The following is a 24,823-nucleotide window of genomic DNA, read 5'->3' on the forward strand; positions in this document are numbered from 1 at the left end:
ACACACTAGAGTTTCACAGTGCGGAAAAGGCCTGAGAGATAGCAGTATCACCCGAGATCGCTTCGAGGACGCGTCCCGCCGTGGACGGGTTGTCGAGCAGCGCGACGAGGATCGCGGCGACGTCCTGTCGGGGAATGGGCCCACGACCGGTGGACTCGGCGATCAAGATCTTGCCGGTGCCTTCGTCGTTGGTGAGCTGCCCCGGCCGCAGGATCGTCCAATCGAGATCGCGGGCGCGCAGATCGTCTTCGGCCGCTTTCTTGGCCTTGAGGTAGATCCGGAACTCGTCGGAGACGTCCGCGGTCTCCCATTTGTCCGCGCCCATGGAGCCGACCTGGACATGCCGCCGGACGCCCGCCCGCTCGGAGGCGGCCGCGAAGAGTTCGGCGGCCGCTCTGTCCACAGTGTCCTTACGAGCGGTCCCGCTGCCCGGCCCGGCGCCCGCCGCGAAGATGGCGGCGTCGGCGCCGTCGAGCACCTTGGCGACGGCGTCCACATCGGACTTTTCCAGATCGAGGACGACCGCTTCGGCACCGGCGGCTTCGAGATCGGCGACGTGATCGGGATTGCGCACGATCCCCACCGCCTGATCACCGCGTGCGGAGAGCAGTTTCTCCAGCTTCAGCGCGATCTGTCCGTGTCCACCCGCAATGACGACTCGCATGGACCCGACCGTAGCGCGTTCAGTCCACTTCGGCAGGAAGCTCGGTTTCGCGGAGCAGCTGCTCGTAGACGATCTCGTTGACCAAGCGCGAGACCGGGTCCTCGTCGAGGATCATGCGCTCGCCGTGACCCTCGAGGTCGAGGTCGGCCACCGCGTTGGGGTCGGCGGTGACGATGCCGAGCCCGTAGGCACGGGCACGCGGCAGGCAGTTGCCGACGTAGTCTTCCGTCAGTACGGCAGGCGATGGGAGAACCATCGCGGCCTCGCCGTAACGTGCGAACGGAACCGCGGAGGCCATCGCGGTGCGCCAGTGCCGGGCGACCGCGAGGACGCCGATGATCTCGGCGGCCGGCGCGGGTGCGGTCGCGGCCAGCTCTGGCCATGTCCAGGTGTCGACGGTGGCGCGATCGACGACGGGACCCATGCCCATCGCGATGCGCTCCGCGTGCACGTCGGTACGGAGCCGGGCGACCACGCAGATCTTGCGGCCGAGCACGGTGGTCTCCGGCAAGACGATGCCGTTCCAACCGAGCAGGGCCGCCGCCTTGCGCGAAAGCTCCCCGACGCTCGCGGGCAGTTCGATCGGCGGCACCACCCGGCTCGGCAGTGACCGGCTGCGCTTCGCGCCACCGGCGACCGTCGAGCTCTCCATGTTCGGTGTAGCCGCCACGTTCCGCCTCCTTCGAACCTGGTTTCCCTAGGGCTCGTCATCCCCGTGCCACCTCGGTGGAAGCGGCACATGACCTGTCTAACAGGGCGGGGAGGCGGCGGCGCCGGACAACGGGAGTGGCTGCGATCGGCGGCACTTTGTCATCGGTGACCGGTCGGTAGGCGGTCATTCGACTTCAGTCCGACCGTGCCGCCAACCGAGTGAGAGGGAGGTAAGTGGTGTTACCCGGTGTCTCCGAACGGTCACGGGGAACGAAACGAGACGTTAGGCCATTCGGCCCAATGAATACTCATTCCACTTTGGACTTTCGCAGGTCAGGTCAGGAGATCGTCGCGGTACGAAGGAGTTCTTCGACGCCCGGCGTCCGCCACTCGTCCATCACCACGATTTGCCTGTCCGCAAGGAACCAGATCCGCTGCGTCACTTGCGTCTCGCCGCTGCCGCCCGTCTGTCCACGAGGAACACACTGGATCGTCCACTCCTCGTAGGTCGCCGTCGCCCCGCCGACCGGTGCGGTGGCGGAAGCCGTCCGCGCGGCGTCACCCTCTTGGCGGAGGTCCTTGCGCCCGGCGGCGTTGCAGGCCCGGCCGCCCGCGCTGCGCCGGTAGAACTCCCCCGGCCGGTACGGCGGCTGCTCGGCGGAGCGCTGGGTGTTATCCGTGACGAGGACGTACTTGCAGTTGAAGTACTTCTTGGGATCCGGGCAGCCCGGCGCGACGAGCACCTTCTCCAGCCCCTGCGAGACCTCGGACCAGCCTTGCGGCAGATGCAGGGTGAGCGCTCCGGCCGAGACGTCCGTGACGCCCTGCGCCGGCGGGGCGGACGACGTGCCTTTGACCACCTTTCCGCTGGTCACGCCATCGACAAGGGCGGGGTTCAGCAGGTCGCGCACCTTGTCGTACGGCAGCGTGAGGTCCTTGACGCTGCAGGCGGTGGAGAAGCCGAGATCGGTCAGGTTGACGGTGATCTCGAGGGCCGTCGGCGCGAACGCGAGCCACACCTTCGGGTCTTCGGTGAGGTCCGCCGCCCGGAGCGGCCGGTACGGGAAAACGGTGGTCGGGGCGCCGCATTGCTCCTTGTCGGGCCAGAGGCGTTCGGTCAGTTCCCGGAGGCCGTCGTCGGTGAACTTCCCGGGCGCGAACAGCTCGGCGGGCGTGAGCGCCTTGCCCTCCTTGAGGTCGATCGTCACCGTCGCGCGGCCGTAACCCCAGGTCGGATGCGGTTTGTTCACGAGGTCGTGGGTGTAGCGCACCGAGAGGTACCGCTCGTTCTCCGTGCGGATGTCGGCCTTCGTGGTCAGTGTGTACGGGCCGCGTTCCGGCTCCAGCTTGGCGGCACCGGGGCCGGTTTTGCGGTTCCAGGCGTCGATCGGCGCGGTCAGCGCGTCGTTGACCCGTTTGAGCCAGGCTTGATCGGGCGACCCGGTCACCTCCGGCCGTTCGCCGGTGTAGGCGAGGGTCGTGCCGGGCACTGTCCCGGACTCGGTCTTCATGGCGACCTTGAGTGCGACGGCCTGCTGCGTGGTCGGCGGTGACGGGGGCGGAGTGCTCGCGTCGGAGAAGACGACCACCGAGCCGACCACGGCGGCCGTCGCCGCGATGACCCCGGCGGTGATCTTCAGCCCGACCGCGATCCCGCCGGTCGACGCGGCCGCCGCACCCGTTCCGGCGGCGGCGACGCCGGGCGCGGCCGCCGTACCGGCGCTGAGCAGGACCAACGGCGTCGCGGCGGCGAGCACGCCCGCCGCCTTCGCCAGCCGCGACCAGCCCTTGCGTTCCCATTCGTCGCCGTATCCCGCGCGGGCGACGCGTTCCAGTTCGCTGACGAACATGAGCGCGTCGACCGGCCGTTTCGCCGGGTCCTTCGCCATCCCCAGCGCGACGATCTCGTGCACCGGCTGGGGGACTTCGCCGAACGGGATGGGCGCGTGTTCGTGCAGCGTGCGCAGCACTTCGGTCTGCTCGGCCTCGTACGGCCGATGCCCGGCGACGCACTGGAAGAACACGCAGGTCGCGGCGTAGACGTCGGTCGCGGGAGTGGCCTGGCCGCCGGACCACTGCTCGGGCGCCATGTACGCGGGCGTGCCGACGGACGGGCCGCGTTCACCCGCGAGGACGGCCGTGCCGAAGTCGACCAGTTTGCTCTCGCCGGTGTCGGCGACGAGGACGTTGGCCGGTTTGTAGTCCCGGTGGACGACGTTCACGGAGTGCGCCGCGGCCAGCCCGAGCAGCGATCCCTTCAGGACCGCGAGGGCGGCTTCGGGTTCGAGAGCGCCTTCGGCCTGCAGGACGGAACGCAGGGAGACGCCGTTGATCGCCTCCATGACGATCGCCGCACCCTGCGGCGTCTCGAAGAACTCGTACAGCTTCACGACGTGCGGGCTCGTCACCCGGTGCAGCGCCAGGGCTTCCTGGCGGAACGCGTCGAGATAGGCGGGCTCGGCGGCGAAGCGGGAGAAGAGGTACTTGATCGCGACGACGTGGCCGGTGTTGTCCTGGCGCGCGAGCACCACGCGGCCGAAGGTGCCGGTGCCCAGCTGCTCCAGCTCCGTGAAGCCGGGCAGTCTCCACTCGTCGCTTAGTTCCACTTCGCCTCTTCCAGGATCTTGTCGAGGCCTGGAGTGTTCCACTCGTCCACGATCACGAGCTGCGTTTTCGGCAGGAACCAGACCCGCTGGGTGACGCTACCGCCGCCGGAACACGTGAGTCGCCACTCTTCGTAGGCCGCCTTCTTAGTCCCGATCGAACGAAGCTCCTTCGTCTGCAGGACAGGCGACCCCTGAGTCTCCCCTGGTGCCCCGAGCGAGTGACACGGACGCGGGCCGGTGGATCGGTTGTACGGCTTGCCCGGTTCATAGGGCGGGGTGGCCGGATCGACCCGCGAGTTGTCGCTGAAGACGACGCCCGCGCACTGGAACGGCTGCGTGCACTGGTCGGCGGTCACCAGGTAGCGCTCGACGGGATCGTCGGAGAGCAGCCGCCAGGATTCCGGGGTGGTGATGGTGAAGGCGCCGACGTTGTCCTCTTTGGTCTTTTCGCCCTGCTTGCCACCGAGCAGGTACGCGACCGCGGGACTCAGCAGGTCACGCAGCCGTTCGTAAGGCACGGTGACGGTCGTCGGATTGCAGACCATCGGGTACCCGAGCGCGAAGGCGGCGACGCGGAACTCCATCCCGTTCGCCGCGGGCGCCGCCTGCACGATCGCCCCGTCCTGGGTGTATCGGTCGGACATCGCGCCCGCGGGAAGGTGCTCGGGCGCCGACGGCGGCGTGGCGAGACACTCGCCCGGTTTGGCCGAGGCGTACATCCGGTCCTCCACCATCCGCATCCGTTCGGCGTTGCCGTCGACGTCGGCGAACAGGCCCGCGGTCGGGATCACGTCGCCGTCGGACAGGTCGATCACGAGGGTCCGGACGGCGTAGGCGCCGTGGTTCCCGAGCTGGACCGTCTCGACCGAGCGTTCGTAGACGACCGAGATCAGCTTGTCGTCCTGGCGCAGGACCTCGGCGGTGGTGGACATATGCGGGATGTCGCCGTCGGGTTCCTTTTCCGGCGGGCTGCCCGGCGGCCAGACGCTGGTGAGCCAGCCGTCGATCGGCGCCATCAGCGCCTTGTTGACCCGCTCCTCGACCGCCTTGTCCTTCAGCCCGCTGATGCGGACGTACTTCCCGTTGAAGTCGAAGCCGTCGAGCTTCTCGGTGCGGGTGAGGAGGTCGACCTTCATCGCGGCGACGGTCGTCGTCCGTGGTGGCGCTTCGTCGTCGCTGTTCGTGTTGACCACCACGACCGTCCCGACGGCGACCGCGGTGGCGGCGGCGACCGCGGCGGTGATCTTGAGGCCGAGCGCGATCCCGCCGCCGGCGGTGGCCGCGACCCCGCCACCCGCGAGGACCGGCGCGGCCGCGGTTCCCGCGCCGAGCAGGGCCAACGGGGACAGGGCGACCAGGACACCGGCGCCCTTGGCGAGCCAGTGCCAGCCGTTGCGCTCCCAATCGTCGCCGTACGCCTTCCTGGCGGACGCCTCCAGCTCAGCGACGAATTCGGCCGCGCCCGACGGCCGGTGGGCGACGTCCTTCGCCATGCCGCGCGCGATGAGGTCGCGGACCGGTTCGGGTACTTCGCCGAACGGGATCGGGGCGTATTCGTGCAGCGTGCGCAGCACTTCGGTCTGCTCCGCCTCGTAGGGCCGGTGGCCGACGACGCACTGGAAGAACACGCAGGTCGCGGCGTAGACATCGGTCGCCGGGGTGGCGACACCGCCCGCCCACTGCTCGGGCGCCATGTACGCGGGGGTGCCCGCGGCGACCCCGGTCTGCCCGGCGAGCACGGCGATGCCGAAGTCGACGAGTTTGCTCTGCCCCTCACGGGTGACCAGGACGTTGGCCGGTTTGTAGTCGCGGTGGACGGTGCCCGCGGCGTGCGCGCCGGCGAGACCGAGCAGCGAGCCCTTGAGGATGGCCAGCGCGGCTTCGGGTTCGAGTTTCTCCTGGCGGCCGAGGATCTCTTTCAGGGAGATTCCGTGAACGGCTTCCATGATGATCGCGGCCCCTTGCGGGGTCTCCACGAACTGGTGCAGACGGGCGATGTGCGGCCCCGAAACGCGGCTCAGGATCTGCGCCTCATGGCGGAACTCGGCGAGGCGCTGCGGGTCGGCGGCGAACCTCGCATAGAGGTATTTGATGGCCACGACCTGCGCGGATTCGTCGTGGCGGGCCAGCACGACCCGTCCGAATCCCCCTTCACCCAGCGACCCCAGCTCGGTGAAACCCGGCAAGGCCCAGTCGTCCACAGATTCCTCCGCGATTCCCGATCGTGTCCCCTTGGAGGTGAGCTGCGCCGCAGCGGTTCCCCGCCTTCCGGGTTTAGGGTTACCCGTCGGTCACTTGGCCCGTAGCGATGGAGGAACGATGCGTTCGCCGAAGGATTTCTTCGCCCCGCTCGCGGTGGGGGCGCCGGAACCGCTCCGCCAGATCCCCGTGCCTCCTTCGCGGATGATCCACTTCTTCGATCCCAGCAACGAGAAGATGGCCGCCAAGGTCCCGGACATCGCCAAGAAGGTCGACGTCCTGCTCGGCAACCTCGAAGACGCCGTGCGCGCCGACCGCAAGGAGGCCGCGCGGAACGGGCTGGTCTCCATCGCGAAGTCGACCGACTTCGGCAAGACGCAGCTGTGGACGCGCGTCAACAGCCTCGACTCGCCGTGGGTGCTCGACGACCTGATCACCCTGGTCACCGAGATCGGCGACAAACTCGACGTGATCATGGTGCCGAAGGTCGAAGGCGCGCAGGACATCCACTACGTCGACCGGCTGCTGGCGCAGCTCGAAGCGCGGGCCGGGCTGACGAAGCCGCTGCTGGTGCACGCGATCCTGGAGACCGCCAGCGGCGTCGCGAACGTCGAGGAGATCGCCGGCGCGAGCCCCCGGATGCAGGGCATCTCGCTCGGCCCGGCCGACCTCGCCGCGAGCCGCCGGATGAAGACCACCCGGGTGGGTGGCGGGCACCCCGGTTACCTCGTGCGCACGGACCCGACCGGCGAGGACCTGAACGAGGGACGCACGACGTATCAGCAGGATCTGTGGCACTACACCGTCGCGCGGATGGTCGACGCCTGCGCGGCGAACGGGATCCTGCCGTACTACGGGCCGTTCGGCGACATCCGCGACGTCGTGGCCTGTGAAGACCAGTTCCGCAACGCGTTCCTGCTCGGCTGCGTGGGCGCTTGGAGCTTGCACCCGGTGCAGATCGACATCGCCAAGAAGGTGTTCTCGCCTTCGCCCGAGGACGTTGCCTGGGCTCGGCGTGTCATCGCCGAGATGGGTGATGGCACCGGCGCGGTGATGATCGACGGCAAGATGCAGGACGACGCCTCGGTGAAGCAGTGCCGGGTGGTCGCCGAACTCGCGGACGCGCTCGCCGCCGACGATCCTGAACTCGCCGCCGCGTACGACGCGGCCACGAAGGAGGCTTCCGCATGAACCCCCGGCGTTCCGTCCTCTACATGCCCGGCGCGAACGAAAGAGCGCTGGAAAAGGCCAAGACGCTGGACGCGGACGGGCTCATCCTCGATCTCGAAGACGCCGTCGCGCCCGACGCGAAGGAAGCCGCACGTGAACGCGTTTGCGCCGCCGCTTCGTCGAAGGAATACGGCTCGCGCGAGGTGACCATCCGCGTCAACGGCCTCGACACCGAATGGCACGACGCCGACCTCCGCGCCGCCGCGCAGGCGGGCCCGGCCGCGGTCGTGGTGCCGAAGGTGAACTCCGCCGCCGAAGTGCACAACATCGAGCGCGCGCTGGAACTCGGCGGCGCGCCGGACCACACGAAGATCTGGGCGATGGTCGAAACGCCGGTCGCGATGCTGCACGCCGAGGAGATCGCCGCCGCGTCCGAGCGGCTGACCGTGCTGGTCATGGGCACGAACGACCTGGCGAAGGAACTGCACGCCGAGTTCGTCCCCGGCCGCGCTCCGCTGCTGGGCGGGCTCTCCCTCGCGCTGCTGGCCGCGCGCGCGACCGGCAAGGCGATCCTCGACGGCGTTTACAACGATGTGAAGGACCTCGAAGGCTTCGAGGCGGAATGCGTGCAGGGGCGCCAGTTCGGCTTCGACGGCAAGACGCTGATCCACCCGGCGCAGCTGGAGCCGTGCAACCGGATCTTCGCGCCGTCCGAGGAGGAGATCACGCGATCGCGCAAGATCATCGCGGCGTTCGAGGAGGCGCAGGCGGCCGGGCAGGGCGTCGTGACCGTGGACGGGCGGATGATCGAGAACCTGCACGTGGAGAACGCGCGGCGGATCCTGGCGCTGGCCGAGGCGATCGGCGCTTGACGCATTTAGTCCTCTGAATGCGGTAGTTGGCGAAGCGAACGACCGCATTCAGAGGACTAAATGCATGGGGTGGGGTCAGGGCCAGGGGCGCGGAGTGGGGCGAAGGGTTTCGTAGGCGGCAGCGGCGCGAAGGACGTCGAGGTCGGCGAAGCGGCGCCCGCTGATTTGCAGGCCGATGGGCTGGTCGTCGCTCGTGTAGCCGCAGTTGATCGAGACCGCGGGCTGGCCGGACATGTTGTACGGCACGGTGAACGCGATGTGCTCGAACGGGCGGCGCGGGTCGTTGGTCGGCGAGGGCCAGTCGGCGGGCGGGGCCGAGACCGGGCAGGTCGGGGACAGGACGACGTCGAAACGCTCGGTCGCGCGCAGGGTCGCGACGGCGATGGCGTCGATCTGCGCGAAGCCGCGGTAGGCGTCGACACCGCTGACGTCGGCGCCGCCGGCGGCCCAGTCGGCGATGTACGGCAGCACCTTCGCGCGGCGGTCTTCGGGCAGGGCCGACATGTCCGACCAGGCACGGACGCGCCAGAAGGTGTCGAGCCCGTCGAGCATTTCCCGGCGCAGGAACGGCGAAACCGGCTCGACGACGGCACCGGCCGCCTCGAAGACACGGGCGGCTTCGGTGACGGCGGCGATCGTCTCCGGCAGGACCGGAAGCCCGACGCCCGGGTCGAGGTGCAGTCCGATACGCAGGCCCTTGACCTCGCAAGACAGCGCCTCCCAGTCCATAGAGGACGGAGGCAGCGAGAGGTGATCGCGACCGTCCACACCGGACAGAACGCTCATCAGCAGCGCGGTGTCGGCCACGGTGCGCGTCATCGGCCCGACGACGCGGCCGAGGAACGGCGGATCCACCGGCACCCGCCCGAAGCTCGGCTTCAGCCCGACCAGACCGCACCAGCCGGCGGGCAGCCGGATCGAGCCGCCGATGTCGGTGCCGACGTGCAGCGGGCCGTAGCCCGCGGCGGCCGCCGAACCCGCACCCGCGCTGGAACCACCGGGCGTGCGCGTGGTGTCCCACGGATTCCGTGACGCGGTGTGGAAACTCGACAGCCCGGACGTCAGCATCCCGTAGTCCGGCATGGTCGTCTTGCCCAGCAGAACCCCACCGGACTCGCGCACGCGAGCGCCCGCCGGGGCGTCTTCGGGTGCGGGCGTCAGCGACGTGGCGGCCGTGCCGAGCGGGACCGGGGTGCCGCGCGTCGCGATGTTCTCCTTGAGCGTCAACGGAACACCGTCGATCGGGCCGAGTGGCTCCCCCGCGTGCCAACGGCTTTCGGACGCCTTCGCGTCTTCGCGTGCTCCGCTCGGGTCGTACGCGTAGAGCGCGTGCAGTTCGGGCTCGCGCGTCTCGATACGCGCGAGGACCGCTTCGGTGACCTCGACCGGCGACAGCGTCCCAGCGCGGTATTGGGCGACCAGTTCGACGGCGGTCAGATCGGGCAACTCCGGCACGGCAGGGCTCCTTACGTCGCGGGCGGTTCGAAGCGGCCGTCGACCGCGGTCCAGCCGCCGTCCACCGCCAGCACGGAGCCGGTGACGAACGACGACGCGTCCGACGCGAGGTACACGACGGCGCCGGCGAGTTCGTCGGGACGCGCCCATCGGCCGAGCGCGCCCTTGGTCGCGTACGCGTCGTACCAGGCCGGATTCGCCTTGATCTGCGCCGTCAGCGGGGTTTCGACGACGCCGGGCGCGATCGCGTTCACCCGCACCCCCGCCGGGCCGAACTCCGCCGCGGCCGTGCGGAACAGCTGCACCAGCCCGGCTTTCGTCGCCGCGTACGGGCCTTGGCCGGGCTCGACGGTGGTGCCGCGGATCGACGAGAACCCGACGATGCTCCCCCGCCCGCGCTCGACCATCCCCGCGCCGAACGCGCGGACGACCTCGAAGGTCGCGCCGAGGTTCAACGCGATCACCCGGTCGAATTCCTCGCGCGTGTACTCCAGCAGCCGTTTGCGCACGTTGGTCGCGGCGGTCAGCACGACGACGTCGATCTCGCCGAGTTCCTCCGCCGCGCGTGCCGCCGCACCCTCCGAGAGCAGGTCGATCTCGTACGCCTCGCCCACGCCGGTTTCCTTGGCCGCGGCGACATCGCGATCCGCGACGATCACCTCGGCGCCGTGCGCTGCCAGTGCCTTCGCGGATTCGCGGCCGATCCCGCTGCCACCGCCGAGGACGACGGCCCGCTTCCCGTCGAGCCGGAACAGGTTTTCGTACGTCACGGGCGCAGCACCGCCATTCTCGTCACGGTCAGTTCTTCGACCGCGAACCGCGGCCCTTCCCGCCCGATCCCGGAGTCCTTCACGCCGCCGTACGGCATGGTGTCGGACCGGAACCCGGGCACCTCGTTGACCACCACGCCGCCGACTTCGAGCTCGTCGAGCGCGCGGAACGCCGTCTTCAACGACGTGCTGAACACCGAGGCGTGCAGCCCGTAGCGCGACGCGTTGACCGCCTCGAACGCTTCGTCCACAGAGGACACAGTGCGGATGCAGACCACGGGGCCGAAGATCTCCTCGTCCCAGCATTCGACGCCGTCGGGCACGTCGAGCAGCACGGTCGGCCGGATCACCGTGCCGTCGACACCGCCCCCGACCAGCCGCGCACCGGCCGAAGTCGCTTTGTCGACCCACTCCTGTACGCGCCGCGTCGAGCCCGGGTCGATCAGCGCCGAAACCCGCGTCTTCTCGTCGCGGGGGTCACCGGTGACGACCTCGCCGAGCCGCGCCAGCACCCTTTCGGTGAATTCCTCGGCGATGGCGTCCACGACCAGCACTCGCTGCACCGAAATGCAGGCCTGCCCGGACGCGTAGAACCCGCCGCGCAGCACGGCGTCCGCGGCGGCGTCGAGATCCGCGTCCTCCGCGACCACCAGTGCCGCGTTGGAGCCCAGCTCCAGCAACGTCTTCGTGGGCGCGGCGTCGCGCGCGATCCGGTGCCCGACCAGCGCGGATCCGGTGAACGACACCGCGCCGACCCGCCGGTCCGTGACCAGCGCCGAGCCGACGGCCGCGTCGCCGGTGACCAGCTGGACCATCGCGGGCAGGTCGGTCAGCGAGCGCACCAGATGCACGAGCCACAACGTCGCCAGCGGCGTCTGCGGCGCGGGTTTCACCACCACCGGGCAACCGGCCGCGATGGCGGGCGCGATCTTGTGCGACGCCAGGAGCAGCGGATAGTTGAAGCCTGCGATGCCGACCACCACGCCGATCGGCTTGCGTTTCCAGAACCCGACCAGTCCGTCGCCGGACGGCAGCAGGTCGAGCGGGACGGTCTCACCGTGCAGCCGCGAGACCTCCTCGGCGGCGGCCTGCCAGGTGACGATCGTGCGGGCGACCTCGACACGGCAATCGACCAGCGGCTTTCCGGTCTCCAGCACCAGAAGCTGCTCGAAGTCGGAGCGGCGGGCTTCCAAAGCGGCGGCGACGGCGTTCAGCAGTGAGCGCCGGGTCCGCGACGGCAGGGCCGCGACCTGCTTGAACACCGCGACCGCCTCGTCGATCGCCCGCGTGGCCAGCTCCGGCGTCCCGACCGGCGCCCGGCCGATCTGGCTCCCGTCATACGGGAAGTCCACCGACGAGGTGTCCACAGTGGACACCCAGCTGTCACCGATCGGCAAGCCTTCCGGATATTCAGGCATCGTCCCCTCCCCTCAACCGCGCCAGTTCGGCCCGCAGATTCGGCGCGGCCGCCAGCAGTTCCCTGGTGTACTCGTGTTCCGGCGCGTCGTAGACCTGGTCGACGTCGCCCATCTCGACGATCTCCCCGCGCCGCATCACCGCGACCCGGTCGCAGACGTGCCGCACCACGCCGAGGTCGTGCGAGACGAAGATCAGCGTCAGCGAGTACAGCTCGACCAGCGACGCGAGCAGGTCGAGGATCTGCTTCCGCACCGAGACGTCGAGCGCGCTGACCGGTTCGTCCGCGATGAGGACGCTCGGATTCGGCGCGAGCGCCCGTGCGATCGAGATGCGCTGCCGTTGCCCGCCGGAGAACTGGTGCGGATAGCGGCCGGCCGCGTCCTCGGGCAGCCCGACGGCCTTCAGCAGCTCCGAAACCCGCGCGGAATCCCGTCGGCCCAGCGGTTCGGAGATGATGTCGCGCACCCGCATCCGCGGATCGAGCGAACCCATCGGATCCTGGAAGACGATCTGCAGTTCCGACCGCAGGAAGCCGAGTTTGCGCTCCGGCAACGTGTCCACGCGTTTGCCCTGGAACGAGACGCTGCCCGCCGTCGGCTTGTCGAGCGCGGCCAGCAATCTGACCAAAGTGGACTTTCCCGAACCGGATTCGCCGACGATGCCGAACCGCTGTCCGGCCTCGACGTCGAACGACACTCCGCGCAACGCATGCACATCGCGCCGGGTGTAACGACGTTCGAGATCCCGCACCGAGATCATCATCGGCTCGCCTCCAGATCCGAAGCGGCCAACAGCTTCTTCGTGTATTCGTGCTGTGGCGCGGTGAGGACGTCGCGGGTGGTGCCGGCTTCGACGATCTCGCCCCCCAGCATCACCAGCACCCGCTCGCACACCGACGCCACGACGGCGAGGTCGTGCGTGATGAACAGCAGCGCGCTCTCCCGCTCCCGCACGCCGTCGAGGATCAGTTCCAGGATCTGCGCCTGCACCGTGACGTCCAGCGCGGTCGTCGGCTCGTCGCAGATGAGCAGCTTCGGGTCGTTGGCCAGCGCGATCGCGAGGACGACGCGTTGCCGCTGCCCGCCGGACAGCTGATGCGGGTAGGCACGGGCGACCCCAGGTAGTCCCACGGACGCCAGCAAGGACTCGGGATCCTTCCCGCCCTTGCGATGGATCCGCATCGGCTCGGCCACCTGCGCACCGACCCGCATCGCCGGGTTCAGCGCGGTCATCGGCTCCTGGAACACCATCGAGAGTTCGTTGCCGCGCAACCGCGACAGCTCCTTCTCCGGCGCGCCGAGCAGCTCGCGGCCGTCGAGTTTCACCGATCCGGAGGCGGCGAGCTCTTCGGGCAGCAGCCCCATGATCGACAACGCCGTCAACGATTTCCCGGAACCGGACTCGCCGATCAACCCGACACGCTCACCGCGCGCGATGCCGAACGAGACGTCGCGGACCAGGCCGCCGATGCCGAGACCGTCCACCCGCAGTGTCATAGCCGCGCCGCCAATCGGGGATCGAGACGATCACGCAGGCCGTCGCCGAGCAAATTGAAGCCGAGGACGGCGATGGCGATCGCGACACCGGGCACGAGCGCGAGCCGCGGATGCAGGGTCAGGAACACCTGGGATTCCTGCAGCATGCGGCCCCACGACGGGGTCGGCGGCCGGGTGCCGAAGCCGAGGAACGACAACGCCGCTTCCGCGAGCACGGCGATCGCGAACGACACCGACGCCTGCACGATCAGCAGCCCGGAGATGTTCGGCAGCACATGCCGCGCCGCGATGTTCAGCCGCGACCGGCCCGCCGACCGGGCGGCCAGCACGAACTCGGAGCTCATCACCTGCAGCGTCCCCGAACGCGCGATCCGCGCGAACGACGGGATGGTCGCGATACCGATCGCCACCATCGCGGTCAGCGTGTCCGCCCCGAACACCGCGCCGAACATGATCGCCAGCAGCAACGCGGGGAACGCGAGCACGAGATCGTTGACCCGCATGACGAATTCGCCGAGCCACCGCGACGACATCCCGGCGAGGATCCCGAGCGGCGTCCCGATCACCGCGGCGATCCCGACCGCGACCACGCCGACGTACAACGTCGTCCGCGCGCCGACCATGATCTGGCTGAGCACGTCGCGGCCGAAGCTGTCGGTGCCGAGCGGGTTCGAGCCGCTGAAATCGTGCAGCCGGTTGGCCGCGTCGACCTTCACCGGGTCGAACGGCGTCCACACGAACGAGAGCAGGGCGGCGACGACGATCAACGCGACCAGGACGCCGCCGATGACGAGACTGCGGCTACGCATCAGGAACCCCGCAATCTCGGGTCGAGCACCGTGTACAGGACGTCGACCACGAAGTTCACCAGCAGTACGCCGACCACCAAGACCAGCACGATCCCCTGCACGGACAGCAGATCCCGCGACGCCACCGAGTCGAGCAGCATGCTGCCCAGGCCCGGCAGGACGAACACGCGCTCGACGACGACGGCACCGATCAGCAGCGTCGACAGTTGCAGCCCCAGCACCGTCACCACCGGCACAGCGGCGTTCCGCAGACCGTGGCGGAACAAGGCTTGGAACGGTCGCAGCCCCTTGGATCGCGCAGTGCGCAAGTAGTCCTGGCCGAGCGTGTCGAGCACGGCCGACCGGACGTAGCGCGTGAGCACCGCGCCTTGCACCAGCCCCAAGGACAACGCGGGCAGGACGAGACCGCGGAGGAATTCGCCCGGATCCTGCACCGGCGGTGTCCAGCCGCCGGAGGGCAGCCAGCGCAGCTGCACCGCGAAGATCTGCACCAGGATGATGCCGGCGAGGAACGCGGGAATCGCGACGCCGATCTGCGACAGTCCGGAAACCGCCGTGCCGTTCGCCTTCCGATGCCGCACCGCGGCGAACGTCCCGGCCGGGACGGCGATCAGCAACGCCACCAGCATCCCGGCCCCGACCAGCCACAACGTGACGCCGAGCCGGTCGGTCAGCGCCGGGCCGATCTCCTCGCGCGTGACGTACGAGCGGCCGAAGTCGCCTTGCAGGACACCGCCGATCCAGTCGAAGTACTGCGTCACGAGCGGCCTGTCGATGCCGAACTCGGCGCGCGTTTTCGCGATCAGTTCCGGTGTCGCGTTGACGCCTAGCGCGACCTGCGCCGGATCGCCCGGCAACACGGCCATGAACAGGAACACCACGATGGACGCGACCAGCACACTGGCCACCAGGATCGCCACGCGGCGCACGATCTTGACCGTCATCGCGGCGCCAATCCCGTGAGATCGAAGGACTCGCTGACCTGGTTGCGGACGAACCCGGTCACCTTGTTCTTCGCCACGATCACGTTGGGGAACAGGAAGAGCCAGTCCGCGGCGGCGTCTTCGGACAGCCTCCGCGCGACCTGCCGCATCGCGTCGATCTGCTCCTGGGGCGTTCCGGCGTCGGCCTTCGCCAGGTTCTGCTGGACGGGCTTGCCGTCGTAACCCCAGTAGTACTTCGGCCTGCCGAAGGTGACGATGTCGCGCGCCTCGACGTGCTGGATGATCGACAGGTCGTAGTCGTGGTCGGTGAAGACCTGTTTGAGCCACACCGCCGGGAAGTCCAGCGGCTCGATCGTCACCGTGACCCCGACGTCCGCCAGCTGCGAGGACACCACCTGCGCGGCCGATACCGCGTACGGCAGGTTCGGAATCCTCAGCCGCAGTGAGGGATTCGGCAGGCCCGCTTCCGCGAGCAGCGCTTTCGCCTTCGCGGGATCGAACGGATACGCGTTCGAGAGGTCTTCGTACCAGGGGTCCGTAGGCGGGACCATACTGCCGATGAGCGTGCCGCGACCGGCCCACGCCGTGTCCAGCAACGCTTTCCGGTCGATCGCGTACGACAGCGCTTTCCTCACCCGGACGTCGTTCAGCGGCGGGCGCGCGTTGTTGAACGCGAGGGTGACCTCGCTGTTGGTCGTGCCTTCGACGACGGTGAACCGGTCGTCGCTCTGGAACTGCGGGATCGAATCCGGCACGGTGATCGCGGAGATGACGTCGATCCCGTTGCTGAGCAAGGCGTTGTTGAGCGCCGTCGGATCCTTGATGTACTTGAGGACCACGGTGGAATAGGCCGGTTTCGTGCCCCAGTACGCGGGATTCTGCTTGAGCACGATGGAGTCGCCACGACGTCGCGAGGACACCGTGTACGGCCCGGTGCCGACCGGTTTGTTCGCCAGATCCGCGACCCCGGTCGGGCTGAACATCGCGCCGAGGCGGCTGGTGAGGCTGAACAGCCAGCCGTTGCTGGGTTTCGTGAGCACGACCCGCGCGTGGTCCGGCGCCACCACGTCGACCCGGTCGACGACGTCCATTGTGGACTTGATCGACACGGTCCAGTCGGTCTTCACGCGCATCAGCGAGAACTTGACGTCTTCGGCGGTGAACGGCGCCCCGTTGCTGAACTTCGCGTTCTTCCGGAGCTTGAAGTCGTAGGTCTTGCGGTCTTCCGACACCGTCCACGATTCGGCCAGCAGCGGCACGATCTTCGCGTTCGCGTCGAGCTTCACCAGACCCTCGTAGACGTTGTAGAGCAAAGCCTGCGGGATGGCGGCACCGTCCGTGCGGGTGAAGTCGAAGTTGGCGGGTTCGGCGGTGTAGCCGATGGCGAGCGTGCCGGGATCCTTGGCCACGGTGGCACTCGAACCGGCGGAGCAGCCGGACGCCACCAGCAGCAACGCCACCACTGCCGCGTGAATCCGGGCTTTCATCCTGCCCCCTGACCGGTAGACTGGTCTGACCAGTAAACCAGACGAGACGGCAGGGTCAAGATGGAATTCGAGCCGGTCGCCCCTGTCCGCGCGTACCAGCGTGTCGTCGAACAGATCGAGGAAGCCGTGTTCAGCGGCCGGATCAAACCGGGCGACCGGTTGCCGAGCGAACGCGAGCTGATGGTCCAGTTCGACGTCGGCCGCTCGACCGTGCGCGAGGCACTGCGTGTACTGCAAGCAGCGGAAATGATCCGCTCGCGGCCAGGCGATCCGCGCGGTCCCGAGGTTCTGGCCGCCTCCCCCGCCGCGTTGCACCGGTCGATGCACCGGCTCGCGCGGGCCGACCATCTCGGGTTGTCCGAACTCCTGCAGTTCCGCATGGTGCTCGACGGTTCCGCACATCTGCTCGCCGCGCAGCTCAGGACGGAGGGCCACCTCGCCGAGCTCGACACCGCACTGGAAGCGATGCGCGCGGGCGTCTCGAAGGGATTCGCGGAGTTCTCGCACGCGGACGTCGCGTTCCACGAGGCCATCGCCCGCGCGACGGGGAATCCGCTGCTGGTGATCAGCGGTGAGGTCGTCCGCGGCGTCGTACTGGAACTCATCGAGGACAAACTGGAGCACGCCGACGACCGGACGGCGTTGATGCGCAACTGGCTGACGCATCACGAAGAGGTGCTCGGCGCGATCCGGGATTCCGACGGCGAGCGCGCTTCGCGACTGGCGAAGCAGGCGCTCTACGACAACTACGCCGAGTACGTCCCCGAAGAGCAACGGCGTCTCTTGCAGCCACTACTCGCCTGACCACCCTTACACTCACTCAGGTGGGGGATACCAACAAAGCTTCGGCCACCCGGCAAGGCGTCGGTCTCGCGCTGTCCGGCGGCGGCTACCGCGCGATGTTGTTCCACACCGGGGCCCTGTGGCGGCTCAACGAACTCGGCTGGCTGTCGAAGATCTCGACGTTCTCCAGCGTTTCGGGCGGCTCGATCGCGGCCGGCGTGCTCGCGCACGCTTGGGCGGAGCTGAAGTTCGAGAACGGTGTCGCGGACAACTTCTCCGACAAGGTCGTGGCGCCGATCCGGAACCTGGCCCGCAAACGGCTCGACATCCCGGTCACCCTGCTCGCCATGGCCGTGCCCTGGCGGAGTGCCGGTGAGGAACTCGCGCGGGTGTACGCGAAACACCTGTTCGGCGACTGCTGCCTGAAGGACATCGACCCGACGGGGCCGCAGTTCGTCTTCACCGCGACGAACCTCCAGGACGGCGCGCTGTGGTGGTTCTTCCGGCAGAACGGCCCGCACGGGAACATCCCGCTCGCGACCGCGGTGGCCGCGTCTTCGGCGTTCCCGCCGATGCTCTCGCCCGTGGTGATCCAGGATCCGCATTCCGCCGAGCGGAAACGCAAGATCGTGCTGAGCGACGCCGGCGTCTACGACAACCTCGGCCTCGACCCGGTCGAAGGGCACGCGACGGTGCTGGTGAGCGACGCGGGCAAGCGGATGAAGGTCACGCGCAGCGTCAAACGCGACTGGGGACGGCAGCTGCTGCGCGTCCTCGACGTGATCGACAACCAGGTGCGCGAACTGCGGCGCGGCGCGTTGCTGAAGTCCTACGTGGAGAAGGATTTCGCCGGCGCCTACTGGGGATCTTACGTCGATCTCGCGAACTTCCAGCTCGAAGATTCGCTCGCGGCGCCCGCCGAGCGCACCCACGTACTGGCGGAAACCCCGACGCGCCTGACGAAACTGCCGGAAGTGCTGCAGGAGCGGTTGATCAACTGGGGCTACGCGGCCTGTGACGCGGGGATGCGGAAGTGGGTCGACACCGAGGCGACGGCTCCGGTCGGGTTCCCGTTCCCTGCTGCCGGGGTGGGCTGAGCGCGTCCCCGGATGCAAGGAAAGGTCCTTTCCTCGCGAATTTCGCAAGGAAAGGACCTTTCATGGCGCTCGTCAGGCGACCAGGTTCGCGTACACGATGATGTTGTCCTTGTAGCTGTGCTCTTCCTTGTCGAAGACACCGCCACAGGTGATCAGCCGCAGCTGCGGCTTGTCCGTGTTGCCGTAGACCGCTTCCTCGGGGAACTGGTCCTTGGGCACCTGGTCCTTCTTCTCGACCACGAACTTCAGGTTCTTGCCGTCGCTGCGCTCGACGAGCACCTCGTCGCCCGGGTTGACGTCCTTGAGCTTGTAGAAGATGCCCGGCTGCTTGTTGCCGTCGACGTGGCCGAGCAGGATCGACGGGCCGACGTCGCCGGGCACCGGCGAAAGCCGGTACCACGCGGCCTGCATCGGATTCTTCGCCGACGGGACGGACATCTTGCCGTCCTTGCCGACCGCGACGGTGACCAGACTCGATTCCGCGCCGATCTTGGGGATCTTCACGTTCGTCGGACGGGTCCCGTTGTACGGCTTGACCACCGGCGGGGCCGATTCCGACGGCGCCGCCGCGGCGGGCGCGGCGGGTTCGTCGGTGCCGCAGCCCGTCAGCGCGAGGGAAAGCACAAGGGCGGCCGCGACCACGCGGCCGCCCTGCGTCAGGAGCTTCATCGGATCAGGCCGCGGTGGCGCCGAAACCGGTCTCGATGCCGCCCTTCGGCTTCAGCTTGACCTGCTTCTTCGGCTGCTCCGGCTTGGTGCCCGGCGCGGTCGAACCGCCGCCGACCGTCTCGATCTCGATGTCACCCTTGCCCGGCTTGCCGTCGCAGGTCCAGGTGAAGGTGCTCGAAGTGCCCTTGAAACCGGGCTTGGCCTCGACGATGTAGATCCACAGGTAGGCGTCGCCGCCGTCCTGGAACGAGTCGACGATGGTGAAGTCCGGCGCGGTGACGTCCGCGGGCTCCGAACCGCACAGGATCGCCAGCGCGCCCTCGTTGCCCTCGACGTAGCCGGCGCCGACGTTCAGCTCGGGCTTCGGCGGGGTGGTGGTGGTCGGCTTCTCCGAGGTGGAGGTCGACGGCTTGCCGGAGGTGGGCGTGCCGCTCGTCGAGGTCGGCGTGCCGGTCTCGGAGGAGGACGGCGGGGCCGTCGTGACCTTGCCGCCCGACCACGAGGGCGGGTTGCTGACCTGGCCGCCGGACCACGAGGGCGAGGGCGCCGTGGTGGGCGTCTCGCTCGTCGGCGCGGGAGGCGTGGTCGTCGTCTCGGTCTGCGCCATCGCGACCGGCGTCACGGCCAGCGAGATGACGGCGCCGGCCAGCACCGCGCCCGCGAGGCGGCCCAACGTCTTCTTCAAAGTGATCTCCCAGTGGAAAAGCATCGCAACGCACGGTGACCCCCACCCTGCGATCACCCGGGGAAGATTCCCACGTTCGGGTGATAGCGCGATCCTGCCCGAAAACCGCGGCCAGACGTAGCGAATAGACGGTGACAAAAGCCACCGTGAAAACGGGTAACGCGGGAGTGGTCTCGGCCGATACAAGGGGCCGTAAAGTCGCTCAACAAAGGGAAAAACTCCCGGCGACGTGGGAATGTTAACACCCGGACGGCCCGAATGGTTGCCACTCGGAAGTATTTTTCGCCGGTCCTCAGAACACCAGGAACAGCGCCACGGCGAACGACAGCACTCCGAAGAAGCCTCCGACGAACAACCAGGGCTTCGGCGACGTCCGCTTCCGCACCGCCCGGCCGCCGCCCACCCCCGCGATCAGGAGGCCGAGGCCGAACCCGATCCCGGGGATGAAGGTGGCGAGGGTCCGGTTCTCCGCGTCGCAGGCCCAAACCCCGTCACTCGGACAGGGCGCCGCCGCGAGTTCGGCCAGCAGGCCCGCCGCGACGATCGCGAGGAAGCCCAGCACCAGGAGCCAGAACAGGCCCCACAGCCATTGCCCGAGCCGCCGAGGCGGTTTCGTCTCGTCCACGTGCCCAAGCTAGCCGAGCGCGGAGACCAGATCGGTCCACAGATCTTCCGGATCTTCGAGTCCGACGCTGAACCGGACGAGCCCGGCGGGCACGTGCGCGTCGCCCGCCATCCAGGCCCGCCGCTCGACCAGGCTCTCCACCCCGCCGAGGCTGGTGGCGGCGCGGATCAGCCGCAGCGACCCGATGACCTTGTCCGCGGTCTCGGCGTCCGGGAGTTCGAACGCGATCATCGTGCCGGAGCCGGGATAACGCACCCGGGTGATCGCGGGGTGGTCGAGCAGCCGCGCCGCCAGCAGCTTCGCCGTGCGGGTCTGCTCGGCCAGCCGCACCGGCAGGGTGCGCAGCCCGCGCAGGGCCAGCCACGCTTCGAGCGCACCCGGCGTCGCCCCCAGCCTGGTGCGCGCGTCGCGAAGGCCGTTCGCGATGCCTTCGTCGGCCGCGATGGTGAGGCCGAGCAGAAGGTCGCTGTGGCCGCCGATGAGTTTCGTCGCGCTGTGCACGACGATGTCGGCGCCGAGCTCCAGCGGCCGCTGACCGAGCGGAGTGGCGAACGTGTTGTCCACCGCGACCAGGCCGTTCGCGGCGGCGGTGATCGTCTCGATGTCGATGACGTCGAGTGTCGGATTGGTCGGCGATTCGAGCCAGAGCAGGTCCGCGTCCGCGGCGGCGACCCAGGCGGACGTGTCCTCCGGCTCGATCTCGGTCACCACCAGACGGCCGGTGCCGTGCGCGTGCGCGAGCAGCCCGCGCGACCCCGCGTAGGAGAACGTCGGGACACAGACCTTCGCCCCGACCGGCAGGGTGTCGACCACCGCGCTCAGCGTCGCGATGCCCGACGCGAACGCCGTGGCGTGCCCGCCTTCGAGCGCGCCGATGGCGGCTTCAAGGGCCTCCCAGGTCGGGGTGCCGTCCTGGCGCGAATACGCGCGGTCGGCGCCGGCGTCGAAGGTGCTCGCCGCGACGATCGGCACGTTCAGCGGCTCGCCGGGCCCTTCCGGGCGTCCGGCGGCGACGGCGAGGGTGCGGGGTGACCAGTCGTTCGTGTCCACCCCGCCACCGTAAACCGTGCCCTCGTCAGTGGGCGTACACCTCGAACTCGTAGAGGGAGTAGCCGTACTTCGTCCCGCGCTGGACACCGGCCATCCGGACATAGCGCCCGTCCACCGCCTCGAAGGCGACGTTGTCCGTTCCGCCGTTTCCGTCCACTATGGACGCCGCGTCCCGCCAGTTCGCGCCGTCGGACGAGACCTGCACCTTGTACGCCTTCCCGTACGCGGATTCCCACTGCAGGACCACGCGGGAGACGCGCTGCACCGAACCGAGATCCACGGTGATCGACTGGTTGTCGCTCCAGTCGCTGGCCCAGCGCGTCGACAGGTTGACGTCGATCGCGTTGGACGGCGGCGAGTTGTACCAGCCGGTCTCGTGGCTGCTCGCGCTCACCGACCGGCCGGTGGCGAGGTTGGCGATGTTGTCGCCGCGTTTCGCCGGGAACTCCACGACCTGCTGGAAGGTCGGCCGGTTCTGCGTGCTCATCTTGTCCTGCGTGATACCGCCGAGCGCGCGGTGGATGATCGTGTCGGCGCACCACTGGTCGCCCGCCGCGCAGTCGCCGTCACCGGGATAGACGGTGTTCGCGGGCTGCGCGGCCGCCTGCGTCAGCGAGTCGAGCAGCACCTGACGGCACGCGTCGACATCGCCGCCACCGCAGTACTTCACGGCGAGCGGACCGGCCACGTTCTGCCCGAGTACCGAGCGGATGTCCTTGTGCACGTAGCCCCACCAGCCGGACTGGTACGACGAACCGGCGTGCCCCTGGCCGACGTGCTTGCCGGGAACCTCGTTCTGCCAGCCGGAAGGCGATTCGTTGATCTTCAGCACGCCGACCATGGCACCGTAGGCGGCGTCACCCATACCGGGTTTGAACTGGGCGTTGACCAGCAACGGCCACCAGGCGTCCATGATGCGGATCGCGTCGGCGTTGGCGTAGGCCTTGCTGCCCGGCGAGGTCTCCGAGCGCAGACCGCCCGCGGCGAGCCAGGTCTTGAGTTTCGCCACCGCGTCGGCGGCCGGGCCGGTCACCGGTGCCTTGTCGATCACCTTGAACAGTTCCGGCAGCACCTTCTCCGCGCGGAGATCGGCCAGCGCCGCCTCCTCCATGGCCTGCGTGAGGTTCACGCGCGTCACCTTGGTGCCGCTGGAGACCATCTTCTTGACCCGCGCGTCGATCAAATCGCCGCGGTGCACGGCACTCTTGTCCGCGCCGCTGGCCGCGTAACCGTTGGCCTGCGCGTTGTTCCAGCTGATGTAGTAGTCCTGGTTGATCGACTGCGGATGCTGCGAAGACGGCGTGTAGTTCGCGAGGTTGCCGTCAGGGTTCCAGCCCTGCCAGTCGAATCCGGCGTCCGCCTTCACCGGCATGGCCGGGTCGACGTTCGGATTGCGGACGGGGTTCGAGCCGGAGTTGAAGTACGCGACGTCACGCGAGTCGGCGTAGAACCAGTTGTAGGTCTGGTTGACGTCGGCCGCCGCGGCTTGGAAGTCCTGCGCGGATTTGATCGCGTCCGGGTCGTTGAACTTCTGGAAACCGATGATCGTGTCGATCTCGTGCTGGAACGTCGACCGCAGCGACGCGTACGCCACCGGTTTGCCGCCGACCAGCGCCCGGCTCGTCACCGGCCCGTACTTGGTGCGGAAGCTGCGCAGCGTGTACGAACCTTCGGCCGTCCCGTCGGCGACCGTGGGCTTCCACGCGTTCTTGCGTTCGACGATCTCGAACGGCAGGCACTGGCCGCGGAACCGGTAGAAGTTGGAGTTCTTCGTCGGCGCGGAACCGTTCTGCTCGCACAGTTCGACGGCGTAGGTGTCGGTGATGTCCTGCGACGCCGAGGTCGCGCTCCACGAGTAGTCCTTGCCGCGGCCGAGCAGCACGTACATGCTGATACCCGCGAACGAGGCACCGCGCGCGCTGATGCCAGGACCCTGAAGTTCTTGCAGCATGAGCAATTGCGGGGCGAAATAACCGGCCTGCGGGCCGAAGACGGCGACCGGGTGGCCGCTCGCGGTCTTGGCGCCGGACACCACCAGCGCGTTGGACATGCCGTGCTTTTCCGACAGCAGGTTCCCCGGCAGGACGCCGTCGTCGAAGATGCCGCGGACGGCCTTCTGGTCCTCGGGCGCCGGAACGTCCACCTTGGCGGGCGTCGCCGTCCCGGCGGAACCGGTCGGGTCGAAGACCAACTGCTGCCCGGTGACCGAACCCTTGTCCGGCATCGCCGCGCCCTGCGGGTTCGACGGCGCCTTGCCGTAGTCGAACGTCTGTCCATTGTGGAGCGTCTTGACGGTCTCGGGATCGTCCTCGGACCGCAGGCTCTTCCAGACCTTGTCGCCTTGTTCGAGGCCGTACTTCTCCTGCATCGCCATCTTCGCGATGGCGTTCTGCACCTCGCCGCCACCGCCGGCACCGAACTGCGCCCCGACGACGGCGGCGAGGACGACGAGGTCGGTGAGCTTGAACGGCTCGATGGTCCCGGCGTTCGTGATCGCGTCGACGTGCCCGGTGAGCACGTACTCGCCGGGGAAGTAGCGGCCGCTGTGCGCGTCGGAGATGTACTTGTTGACGCCCTGCACGTACGCCTCGGCGTCGGCCTTGCCCTGCGCGCCACGCGGGCCGCTGGCCGCGGCGTTGTCGATCTGCTTCTGGAGTTCCTGCTCGGTGTACGGCGCCGAGGCGAAGAAGCTCTGCTCGAGTTCGCGGTTGCCCTGCGCGCCACCGGCGTACGAGGTCAGCTGGCCGCGGCCGACGCGGCGCATGATGTCCATCAGCCACAGGCGGTCCTGCGCCGCGGCGTATCCGGCGCCGTACATCGTGCCCGGCCGCGTCGTGCCGACGATCCGGGGCACGCCGATCCCCTTGTCGCGGGTGATCGTCACGTCCGAACGGGGTTTGATCGTGCTCTCGACCTGACCGGACGGAACGCCGAACGACGCGTCGTTGAAGAACTGGTTGATCTTGTCCGTGGTCAATGTCTTGTAGCCGTCGGCGAGCGAGGCGTACTTGCCGAGCTGATCGGCCGAATGCGCGGGCCGGGTGCCGAACGCCTTGTGCGCCAGGATTTCGGCGAGCGTGGCGTTCCCCTTGGTGCCGGGCGGGAGGATGTCACCGCACTGGCCGCCGCAGTAGTCGTCGAGCGCGGCCGCCACCACCGAGTTCTGTGGCGCTTCCGCGGCGTTCGCCTGCAGTGCCGGAACGGTGCCCGCCACCAGCGTCAGCCCCGCCAGCGTCGTCAAGACCCGTATGCCTCGTCGCATGAAAGACCTCCGTCGTCGGAGAGTGACGAGGCGCACACTACCCACGGGTATCCAAATTTGTGAAGACTATTCGCGTTCTTGCCACCGTTCGGCGGAATACTCGCCCTGCG

At 68.7% G+C, this 24,823-nt stretch carries 21 protein-coding genes; 4 read left to right on the forward strand and 17 right to left on the reverse strand.

What is annotated here, in order from left to right; translation table 11 throughout:
- Positions 1-13: 13 nt before the first annotated feature.
- The 4 genes from ED92_RS05830 to ED92_RS05845 all read right to left on the reverse strand — a co-directional run bounded on the left by ED92_RS05830 (position 14) and on the right by ED92_RS05845 (position 6,122).
- Entirely contained in the window at positions 14-664 is a 651-nt protein-coding gene (locus ED92_RS05830) for an NAD(P)H-binding protein (RefSeq protein WP_037333844.1), read from the reverse strand.
- A 19-nt stretch (positions 665-683) separates the two neighbouring features.
- The gene (locus ED92_RS05835) at positions 684-1,334 is read right to left on the reverse strand and encodes a hypothetical protein (protein WP_037333848.1); all 651 of its coding nucleotides are present in this window, start codon (positions 1,332-1,334) and stop codon (positions 684-686) included.
- Positions 1,335-1,653: 319 nt separating this feature from the next.
- Positions 1,654-3,921 carry a serine/threonine-protein kinase gene (locus tag ED92_RS05840; protein WP_037333853.1) on the reverse strand — a complete coding sequence of 756 codons (2,268 nt, stop codon included), beginning with the start codon at positions 3,919-3,921 and terminating at the stop codon, positions 1,654-1,656.
- On the reverse strand, positions 3,912-6,122 hold the full coding sequence (locus ED92_RS05845; protein ID WP_037333858.1) for a serine/threonine-protein kinase: 2,211 nt from the start codon (positions 6,120-6,122) through the stop codon (positions 3,912-3,914). Before ED92_RS05845 ends, ED92_RS05840 begins: the two co-directional genes overlap by 10 nt.
- Positions 6,123-6,240: 118 nt before the next feature.
- Here ED92_RS05845 and ED92_RS05850 point away from each other — a divergent pair, with 118 nt between their 5' ends.
- Both ED92_RS05850 and ED92_RS05855 read left to right on the forward strand, forming a co-directional pair.
- Positions 6,241-7,311, forward strand: coding sequence for a CoA ester lyase (locus tag ED92_RS05850; protein WP_037333861.1), 1,071 nt, complete (start codon positions 6,241-6,243; stop codon positions 7,309-7,311).
- Complete coding sequence (locus tag ED92_RS05855) at positions 7,308-8,162, forward strand: CoA ester lyase (protein WP_037333864.1); 855 nt, start codon at positions 7,308-7,310, stop codon at positions 8,160-8,162. Before ED92_RS05850 ends, ED92_RS05855 begins: the two co-directional genes overlap by 4 nt.
- 75 nt (positions 8,163-8,237) lie before the next feature.
- Here ED92_RS05855 and ED92_RS05860 read toward each other — a convergent pair whose 3' ends face one another.
- The 8 genes from ED92_RS05860 to ED92_RS05895 are packed head-to-tail and all read right to left on the reverse strand — an operon-like array spanning position 8,238 to position 16,542.
- Positions 8,238-9,617 carry an amidase gene (locus tag ED92_RS05860; protein WP_037333867.1) on the reverse strand — a complete coding sequence of 460 codons (1,380 nt, stop codon included), beginning with the start codon at positions 9,615-9,617 and terminating at the stop codon, positions 8,238-8,240.
- An 11-nt stretch (positions 9,618-9,628) separates the two neighbouring features.
- Positions 9,629-10,387 carry an SDR family NAD(P)-dependent oxidoreductase gene (locus tag ED92_RS05865; protein WP_037333870.1) on the reverse strand — a complete coding sequence of 253 codons (759 nt, stop codon included), beginning with the start codon at positions 10,385-10,387 and terminating at the stop codon, positions 9,629-9,631.
- Positions 10,384-11,805, reverse strand: coding sequence for an aldehyde dehydrogenase family protein (locus tag ED92_RS05870; RefSeq protein ID WP_037333874.1), 1,422 nt, complete (start codon positions 11,803-11,805; stop codon positions 10,384-10,386). The genes ED92_RS05865 and ED92_RS05870 overlap by 4 nt, the downstream gene beginning before the upstream one ends.
- Positions 11,798-12,568 carry an ABC transporter ATP-binding protein gene (locus ED92_RS05875; RefSeq protein WP_081975702.1) on the reverse strand — a complete coding sequence of 257 codons (771 nt, stop codon included), beginning with the start codon at positions 12,566-12,568 and terminating at the stop codon, positions 11,798-11,800. The genes ED92_RS05870 and ED92_RS05875 overlap by 8 nt, the downstream gene beginning before the upstream one ends.
- The gene (locus ED92_RS05880; protein WP_037333877.1) at positions 12,565-13,302 is read right to left on the reverse strand and encodes an ABC transporter ATP-binding protein; all 738 of its coding nucleotides are present in this window, start codon (positions 13,300-13,302) and stop codon (positions 12,565-12,567) included. Before ED92_RS05880 ends, ED92_RS05875 begins: the two co-directional genes overlap by 4 nt.
- On the reverse strand, positions 13,299-14,111 hold the full coding sequence (locus ED92_RS05885; protein WP_037333880.1) for an ABC transporter permease: 813 nt from the start codon (positions 14,109-14,111) through the stop codon (positions 13,299-13,301). The genes ED92_RS05880 and ED92_RS05885 overlap by 4 nt, the downstream gene beginning before the upstream one ends.
- Positions 14,111-15,055, reverse strand: coding sequence for an ABC transporter permease (locus ED92_RS05890; protein ID WP_037333884.1), 945 nt, complete (start codon positions 15,053-15,055; stop codon positions 14,111-14,113). Before ED92_RS05890 ends, ED92_RS05885 begins: the two co-directional genes overlap by 1 nt.
- Positions 15,052-16,542 carry an ABC transporter substrate-binding protein gene (locus ED92_RS05895; RefSeq protein ID WP_037333887.1) on the reverse strand — a complete coding sequence of 497 codons (1,491 nt, stop codon included), beginning with the start codon at positions 16,540-16,542 and terminating at the stop codon, positions 15,052-15,054. Before ED92_RS05895 ends, ED92_RS05890 begins: the two co-directional genes overlap by 4 nt.
- 60 nt (positions 16,543-16,602) lie before the next feature.
- On the opposite strand from ED92_RS05895, the gene ED92_RS05900 reads away from it, so the two are divergent.
- Both ED92_RS05900 and ED92_RS05905 read left to right on the forward strand, forming a co-directional pair.
- Positions 16,603-17,346, forward strand: coding sequence for a FadR/GntR family transcriptional regulator (locus tag ED92_RS05900; RefSeq protein ID WP_037333891.1), 744 nt, complete (start codon positions 16,603-16,605; stop codon positions 17,344-17,346).
- Positions 17,347-17,366: 20 nt separating this feature from the next.
- Positions 17,367-18,422, forward strand: a complete 1,056-nt coding sequence (locus tag ED92_RS05905) for a patatin-like phospholipase family protein (RefSeq protein ID WP_037333895.1) — start codon at positions 17,367-17,369, stop codon at positions 18,420-18,422.
- 72 nt (positions 18,423-18,494) lie between these two features.
- Here the strand turns inward: ED92_RS05905 and ED92_RS05910 are convergent, their stop codons facing one another.
- From ED92_RS05910 to ED92_RS05930, 5 genes are all read right to left on the reverse strand, one after another.
- On the reverse strand, positions 18,495-19,091 hold the full coding sequence (locus ED92_RS05910) for a class F sortase (protein WP_052120296.1): 597 nt from the start codon (positions 19,089-19,091) through the stop codon (positions 18,495-18,497).
- 4 nt (positions 19,092-19,095) lie between these two features.
- A complete protein-coding gene (locus ED92_RS05915; protein WP_228694826.1) occupies positions 19,096-19,800 on the reverse strand; it encodes a hypothetical protein in 705 nt (234 codons plus the stop codon).
- Positions 19,801-20,068: 268 nt separating this feature from the next.
- A complete protein-coding gene (locus ED92_RS05920; protein WP_037333898.1) occupies positions 20,069-20,401 on the reverse strand; it encodes a hypothetical protein in 333 nt (110 codons plus the stop codon).
- A gap of 9 nt (positions 20,402-20,410) precedes the next feature.
- The gene (locus tag ED92_RS05925) at positions 20,411-21,451 is read right to left on the reverse strand and encodes a PLP-dependent aspartate aminotransferase family protein (RefSeq protein WP_037333900.1); all 1,041 of its coding nucleotides are present in this window, start codon (positions 21,449-21,451) and stop codon (positions 20,411-20,413) included.
- A 25-nt stretch (positions 21,452-21,476) separates the two neighbouring features.
- A complete protein-coding gene (locus ED92_RS05930; RefSeq protein WP_235213203.1) occupies positions 21,477-24,713 on the reverse strand; it encodes a penicillin acylase family protein in 3,237 nt (1,078 codons plus the stop codon).
- Positions 24,714-24,823: the final 110 nt, after the last annotated feature.

Origin of the sequence: Amycolatopsis sp. MJM2582 (assembly GCF_000754115.1) — a bacterium.
Classification (GTDB): domain Bacteria; phylum Actinomycetota; class Actinomycetes; order Mycobacteriales; family Pseudonocardiaceae; genus Amycolatopsis; species Amycolatopsis japonica.